Source organism: Spirochaetota bacterium (assembly GCA_017999915.1).
In the GTDB taxonomy this organism is placed as follows: Bacteria; Spirochaetota; UBA4802; order UBA4802; family UBA5550; genus RBG-16-49-21.
Map to the genome: position 1 here is coordinate 233,645 of JAGNKX010000009.1, position 6,635 is coordinate 240,279.

A 6,635-nucleotide genomic window follows, 5' to 3' on the forward strand; every position below is an offset into this window, starting at 1 on the left:
CATTATTATCAGCAATCACGGCACGCTGCCGGGACGCGGTCTGCTGTTGGGGCACGGCATGCCGTGCCCGCTACTTTGCCAGTCTCTTCGCCAGCCGGATCGCTTCAATCATGCTGCTCCACCGGGCCATATCCTTCCCGGCAATATCAAAGGCGGTGCCGTGGTCCACGGAGGTGCGCACCATGGAGAGGCCCAGGGTGACGTTCACTCCCTCGTCAAAGGCGAGCATCTTGAAGGGGATGAGGCCCTGGTCATGGTACTGCGCGATGACCAGGCTGTAGCGCTCCCACACAGCAGGGATGAAGAGGGTATCGGCCGCGAAGGGGCCGTCCACGGGAATCCCCTCCTGCCTCGCCGCTGACACGGCCAGGGCTGTGACGTCGCGGTCGAAAGTGCCGATGGCGCCATCGTCGCCGCAGTGCGGATCAAGGCCCGCAACGGCGAGCTTGACCGTGCCGCCGTCGATGGACCTGATCGATTCATAGCCCGCGCGGATCACGGCGCGCAGCCGCTCCAGGCCGAGCCCCTCCATGATGGCGGACACCGGCACGTGGGTCGAGGCGAGGAGCACTCGGTATTTTTCAGAAAACATCATCATAAGCGGATTGATCTCCCCGATCTTTTCCGCGATGTATTCGGTGTGGCCCGTGAAGTGAACACCTGATTTTTCGATGAGGCTTTTACTCACCGGAGCGGTCACCACGGCGTCTATCGCGCCGGCGCGCCACAGCTCTATGGCTGCGTCAATGCAGCCGAGGGACTCCTTACCGGTATCGGGAGTTCCGGCGCCGGGCCGGGGAATAGGGAGATCGATGGGAAGATCATAGAGGTATTTATTCCCGACTACCAGCGGGGGCATGGCATGACGTGCCCCTATGATTTCATATCCAGAAAACAAGTCAGGATAATTCTTTTCCATTACGGATGAACGGCCGATTAAAACGGGAATGATCGATATGTCGTTGAGCGCGTTAATTGCCTTCAGGGCAACCTCGGGTCCGATACCGGCGGGGTCCCCCGCGGTGACGCCGAGCTTAAGAACTTCTCTTTGCAAGAAACTCCTCAGGGATTATTTTGTTCTTCTCGTATTCCGCGCCGATGAGGTCCTTGGCCGACGAGCGGAGGTCGTTGGCGATGGTGCAGCGTCCCTCGAGGATGACGCCGTTCTGGATGATGAGTTCCGGGGTCTTGATGTCGCCGAGGATCTTGGCCGTCGGCATGAGGAGCACCCGGCTTGAGGCGTTGATGTTTCCTATGACCAGCCCTTCCACGATGACCGACACGGCGTTGATATTGGTGCGGATCTTGCCGGTGGAGCCGATGTAGAGCTGCTCGGCCTGGAGGTACTTCCCTTCGAACCTGCCGTCAATCCTGAGCGACCCGTTGATCAGGAAGGTCCCGGTGAAATAGGAGTTTTCTCCGATCACGTTATTCGCTATATCACCGCTTGCCTTTGCAATAGCCATAGTAACCTCGTACCTCGTTTACATTTGCGTCACTATACATCCGCGTAAATTTTATTGTCAATTCGATTTTCCGGAAGGGATACATTTTTTACCCCGGAAGGCTCACCGGACTCTTTTTCCCGCTATTAATGCCGCATCTGAAGGGATGAGCGAGAAAAGATTTTCATTTTGCCGCAGATTTGGTTTCATCCTCTCCATCGAGGGGTACGGTATCTCATGGGGAACCTTGACAATCTTTCTGTGCTCCATATCACGGCTTCCCCATGATATCACCCATGCAAAATTCCGACAATACCGCACGGGGCTCCGCCCGTAAAGTGATTTATCCACCTAAAATTATTATGTCATATAGGATATTATCTTAACCGATACCCCTTTTCTGCCGATAATCAAGTGTATCTTTACATATGCGATTATAGCGCCATGAAACAATTATCAGTATGCATATCACTCCTCCTGATGCTCTGCCCCCTGGCGGCGGACGCTGCCGTTGACCGGGTCACGGAGATCAAAAACCTGGTTCCCGGCGCCGACACGGTCAAGTCCCTCAGGAACGACATCAGGAAGAGCATTTACGTGATCAAAAGCAGGCGGCCGGAGCGTGAGTTGCCGGAGCTTAAATTCTACACCTATAGCGTGAAGAAGGAAGACACCTTCTGGACGATACTGGCCCGCTCCTCCCAGGACATGGACACGCTCCTTTCCGTGAACGGCTTCTCCACGCCGAAGGATATCACACCCGGGAGAAAAATTTACATCCCCAACATGCGCGGGGTCATCGCCAGGGGAGATGACGCGAAAGGGATCGCGAAGATGCTCAGGGAAAACCAGATCCGCCCCGAATACGTGTACCGGGCCAACAGGTGCCGCGACTACAATAAGAAATTTATCTTCATCCCCTGCGGCAAAATATCGAACCTCGAAAAATCGCTCTTCCTGGGGACCGGCTTCATGTATCCCCTTCCCTCGAAAGGCGGGCCCCGTCTCACGTCGCGTTTCGGCAAAAGGCGGAACCCCTTCAACTACCGCGACGTCGAGTTCCATTCCGGCGTTGACGTGTCGTGCCCCCGCGGCTCCGAGGTCATGGCCGCGCGGGACGGCAAAGTGATATTCACCGGCTTCGAGGGGGGATACGGCAAGCTCGTTGTGGTCCAGCACGAGCACGGCTACCGGAGCTACTACGGCCACCTTTCACGGCCCCTGGTGAAGCCGGGCGACACGGTGAAGAGGGGAGCCGTCATCGCCTATTCGGGGAATACCGGCAGGACCACGGGACCCCATCTTCACTTCGAAGTCCGCCGCGGAGATATGGCGGTTAATCCCGGCATACTCCTCAAGGATTGATCACTCCATCAGACGCATTCGCAGTGCAGGTGCCGGTGTTCAGCGAACTTCACTTCCATAATCGCGGTATAGATCAGGCAGAATTGACGCAAGGTTTTTATATTCCTGAGCGCAGTGGAAGGCCATCTGACGCCCCGTGTCGCGGGGGATCATCAGCTTCCGTATCAGACGGCTGTTTATCAGCCGGCTCACCGGAGACCTCTCCGGGAGCCAGTCAAGCTTCAGGTTGCCGCCGATCCAGAAGCGGCTCCTCATCTCCACGCCTTTCCCGCTTTCGCGGACGAAATGGCACATTCGCGTGTGCCGGGCCTTTTTCGTAACAGAGCCGACGATGGCGCATATGACCGTGGCGACACGGGCCTCCCGGAATCGCGACTCGTCGAAACCGAAGTCCCGAGGCGGCACGAAGGTTATGGAAAGAACGTCCGGCCCGACACCCACATCCTCCACCGGATACTGGGGGTTGTTCCGGTACCGCTCCCGGTACGGCAGGGACGCATCCTCGAGCCTTTTCCTGTCCTTCACGGTGATGCCCATGTGCGCTCCCGGATACCAGATCTTGTAGCGGAGCGGCTCCAGCGCGTGCCAGCAGAACCACCAGTCCAGCATATCGCCGGTAACGCCGTCCATGTCCGTGAAGACAGAAACATAACAGCTGTTGTCCGCCATAACGCAGTAGCCCGTTTCATCCGGAAGATACCCGGGCTCCAGGAGGCGGTTTATTTCATGAAACAAGAGGGCATTGCGCGGATCGATGGGGCCGCCGTTGATCTTCCGGAGAATTTCGTCCGGAACCGGCGCGAGGTTACGGTAAAAGTATTGGGCGTAGGGTTTCCCCTTCTCCTCTTCGGACAAGGCGCCGCGCCTATCGCTGTCTATCATGGTTCCTCCACCGTATAGGCCTGTATGTCCAGGGCCCAGTGCCGCCAGAACCCATCTTTCAGGACAGGCCTGGACTTTTGTATCTTGATGCGCTTTTTGAAGATGGGCCCGTCAACGACGATGGTGTGGTATTCCCCGTTCTCGCCACAGGGACACATCCCCAGTCGTTCCAGGCGCTCCAGCGCCTCCCGGTCAAGCTCCCGGCCGGCGAAATCCCTGCCCAGATCCTCTTTGCAGCTGACGATGACAGCCCTGAACCCGGCATCGAGGAATTCTTCGATGACGCGCCGCGGATCGTTGTTCCAGAGAGGCTCCAGGGGGACAACGCCGATGTCTCCGCAGACCCGCTCTACCCATTCCCTGTGCTCATCCAGGTAGATGTCGCCGAAGACCATTCCCTCGTGGCCCTGCTTCTTCAGTTCAAGGACAGCCTCCTTGAAGTCCCGCTCGTAGTCCCCCATCTCCTCTCCCATCTCCCGCTGTACCAAGGGGATGCCGATGCACCGGGCCTGGTCCGCCAGGAGGGCCGGGGCCGTGCCGTGGAAGCAGCAGCGCTTTTCCCGGGCTGACACGAGATTAAGCAGACTCCGGACTGTATGATTCTCTTTCATGGCGCGGTAGCAGGCCAGGGCGCTGTCCTTTCCGCCGCTCCAGGACGATATGATTTTCATTGGTTGACGCCTCCGATCGAAATGGCGTTAAGGATGCCCCCGTCACGAGAGGGTGAATTCATCGGCATCCTTCCATGCAGGGAATGCCCGGCGGTACTCCGCCAGATCATCAAAAGAGAGACTGACCGTGGCAGCGCACTGCTCGTTCCCTTTTTCGAAGAGTGTGTTACCCAGGTAATCTATCACCGCCGAATCGCCGCAGTAGGAAACGCCGTTGCCGTCCATGCCGACGCGGTTCACGCCGATAACATAGCACTGGTTCTCGATGGCCCGGGCCCGGAGGAGCGCCCTCCAGTGGGGCGCACGCCTCTCGGGCCAGTTGGCCACGTACACCGCGATGTCGTATTCAAGGCCCTTGTTACGGGACCACACGGGAAAGCGGAGGTCGTAGCAGATAAAGGGCCTGATCTTCCAGCCGTTCAGCTCGATCACGGTCTTGGCGCTCCCCGCCGTGTAAACCTTATCCTCCCCGGCCATGCGGAAGAGGTGGCGCTTGTCGTAGGTGATGACCGTGCCGCCGGGCCGCGCCCAGAGGAGGCGGTTGTAATACCGGCCCCTCTCCTTTATGGCCACGCTCCCGGCTATATCGGCGTCCTTATCCCGAGCCCACTCCGCGAGACGCATCACCGTGATGCCGCCCATCTCCTCCGCGCATGATGCCGGGTCCATGGTGAACCCGGTGGAAAACATCTCAGGGAGGAGCACCAGGTCCGTGGGCTCACTGAGGCCCCTTATAATCCTGTCAAAGCTGGCGCAGTTTGCGCTGGCGTCGTGCCACGCCAGGTCCGCTTGTATGATGGTGACGTTTAAATCCTGCATAGGCGCTCCCCAGCCCCCTTAAGGGTTTCATCCTTCTTGGCAAAGCAGAAGCGGAGCACCTTGTTGTCCCTGTTGTCATGATAGAAGACAGACGGCGGTATGGCCGCAACGCCGTGCTCGATGGTCATCCGCCGGGCAAAGGTCGTATCAGCCTCGTCGGTGATGCCAGAGTAATCCAGCATCTGGAAATAGGTGCCCCTGCTGGGAACGACCTTGAAGCGGGAGCTTTTTATCAGGGAAAGGAACAGGTCCCTCTTTGCCTCGTAGAACTTCGGCACCGCCAGGTATTTTTCCTTCTTTTCCATGAACTTCGCATAGGCCCACTGCACCGGCGTGTTGGAGGCGAAGGTGAGGTACTGGTGGATCTTCTGAAACTCGACGGAGAGGCTCTTCGGCGCGCAGCAGTAGCCGATCTTCCACCCCGTCGTATGATAGGTCTTTCCGAAAGAGCTGATCACGAAGCTCCGCTCGGCCAGCTCGGGGTAGCGCGCCATGCTTTCGTGGCGCAGGCCGTCGTAGAGGATATGCTCGTACACCTCGTCGCTGATGATGTAGATGCCGGTGTTCGATACGATACGGATCAGGGCGTCGATGTCCGCCGGGGACAGGACCGCGCCGGAGGGATTGTGGGGCGAGTTAAGGATGAGGCAGCGGGTCCGCGGCGTAATGGAATCCTTCACCATGTCCCAGTCGATGGAATAATCGGGGAAGCCCATGGGGCAGTACACCGATTTCCCGCCGCAGAGGGCCACCGTCGGCGCGTAAGAGTCATAGGCCGGCTCGAAGAGGATCGCCTCGTCCCCGGGCTGGACCACGGCGGTAATGGCCGCGAAGAGCGCCTCCGTGCCGCCGGAGGTCACGGTGATCTCCTCTGCCGGGGAGTAGGCCGCGCCGTAGAGCTCCAGCGCCTTTTCGGCGATGCGCTCCCGCAGGGCCATCACCCCCTGCATGGGAGCGTACTGGTTGTTCCCCTCCCTCATGTAACGGTTTACCAGCTCGAAGAGCTCCGGGTCGACGTCGAAGTCGGGAAAGCCCTGGGACAGGTTGATTGCCCCCTGCTCGTTGGCGAGGCGGGACATCACGGTGAATATGGTAACGCCCACATCGGGCAGCTTTGATTGTATATGCATGGTTATTTTATCTTTCTATCTGTTTTGATTCGAAGCACTTGGTTAACATGCCTCCATTCATTGTCATTTCGAGCCCCGCAGGGGCGAGAAATCTTTCAAATGGCCCAATAGAAGTTTTCTCGCTTCGCTCGAAACGACATGAGGCCAATGACATAAACAATACTTTATCGGAAATAAAGCAAACAAAATCCTTGACAACAATTGAAGAAATTAATTGTATGAACAATCCGGCCGATACAGGCCAGTGCCAGGGTACCTAGCTCAATTGGCAGAGCAACTGACTCTTAATCAGTAGGTTCCGGGTTCGATTCCCGGGGTACCCA

The 6,635-nt window shown here is 57.8% G+C and carries 8 protein-coding genes and 1 tRNA gene; 2 read left to right on the forward strand and 7 right to left on the reverse strand.

Annotated features, from left to right (window positions below; genetic code table 11):
- Positions 1-70: 70 nt before the first annotated feature.
- The 3 genes from pdxA to KA369_14765 all read right to left on the reverse strand — a co-directional run bounded on the left by pdxA (position 71) and on the right by KA369_14765 (position 1,715).
- Complete coding sequence (pdxA, locus tag KA369_14755; protein MBP7737237.1) at positions 71-1,054, reverse strand: 4-hydroxythreonine-4-phosphate dehydrogenase PdxA; 984 nt, start codon at positions 1,052-1,054, stop codon at positions 71-73.
- The gene (locus KA369_14760; protein ID MBP7737238.1) at positions 1,035-1,466 is read right to left on the reverse strand and encodes a polymer-forming cytoskeletal protein; all 432 of its coding nucleotides are present in this window, start codon (positions 1,464-1,466) and stop codon (positions 1,035-1,037) included. The genes pdxA and KA369_14760 overlap by 20 nt, the downstream gene beginning before the upstream one ends.
- Before the next feature lie 102 nt (positions 1,467-1,568).
- Entirely contained in the window at positions 1,569-1,715 is a 147-nt protein-coding gene (locus KA369_14765) for a hypothetical protein (protein ID MBP7737239.1), read from the reverse strand.
- Positions 1,716-1,889: 174 nt separating this feature from the next.
- Between KA369_14765 and KA369_14770 the strand changes: the two genes are divergently transcribed.
- Positions 1,890-2,810: a M23 family metallopeptidase gene (locus KA369_14770; protein ID MBP7737240.1), complete on the forward strand. Its 921-nt coding sequence runs from the start codon at positions 1,890-1,892 to the stop codon at positions 2,808-2,810.
- A gap of 39 nt (positions 2,811-2,849) precedes the next feature.
- On the opposite strand, the gene KA369_14775 is transcribed toward KA369_14770, so the two are convergent.
- The 4 genes from KA369_14775 to KA369_14790 are packed head-to-tail and all read right to left on the reverse strand — an operon-like array spanning position 2,850 to position 6,312.
- Positions 2,850-3,692, reverse strand: a complete 843-nt coding sequence (locus tag KA369_14775; GenBank protein MBP7737241.1) for a hydrolase — start codon at positions 3,690-3,692, stop codon at positions 2,850-2,852.
- Positions 3,689-4,363, reverse strand: coding sequence for a diphthine--ammonia ligase (locus tag KA369_14780; GenBank protein MBP7737242.1), 675 nt, complete (start codon positions 4,361-4,363; stop codon positions 3,689-3,691). The genes KA369_14775 and KA369_14780 overlap by 4 nt, the downstream gene beginning before the upstream one ends.
- A gap of 42 nt (positions 4,364-4,405) precedes the next feature.
- On the reverse strand, positions 4,406-5,182 hold the full coding sequence (locus KA369_14785) for an amidohydrolase (GenBank protein MBP7737243.1): 777 nt from the start codon (positions 5,180-5,182) through the stop codon (positions 4,406-4,408).
- Positions 5,170-6,312, reverse strand: a complete 1,143-nt coding sequence (locus KA369_14790; GenBank protein ID MBP7737244.1) for a methionine aminotransferase — start codon at positions 6,310-6,312, stop codon at positions 5,170-5,172. Before KA369_14790 ends, KA369_14785 begins: the two co-directional genes overlap by 13 nt.
- A 250-nt stretch (positions 6,313-6,562) precedes the next feature.
- Here KA369_14790 and KA369_14795 point away from each other — a divergent pair.
- Positions 6,563-6,635 (forward strand) — tRNA-Lys (locus KA369_14795).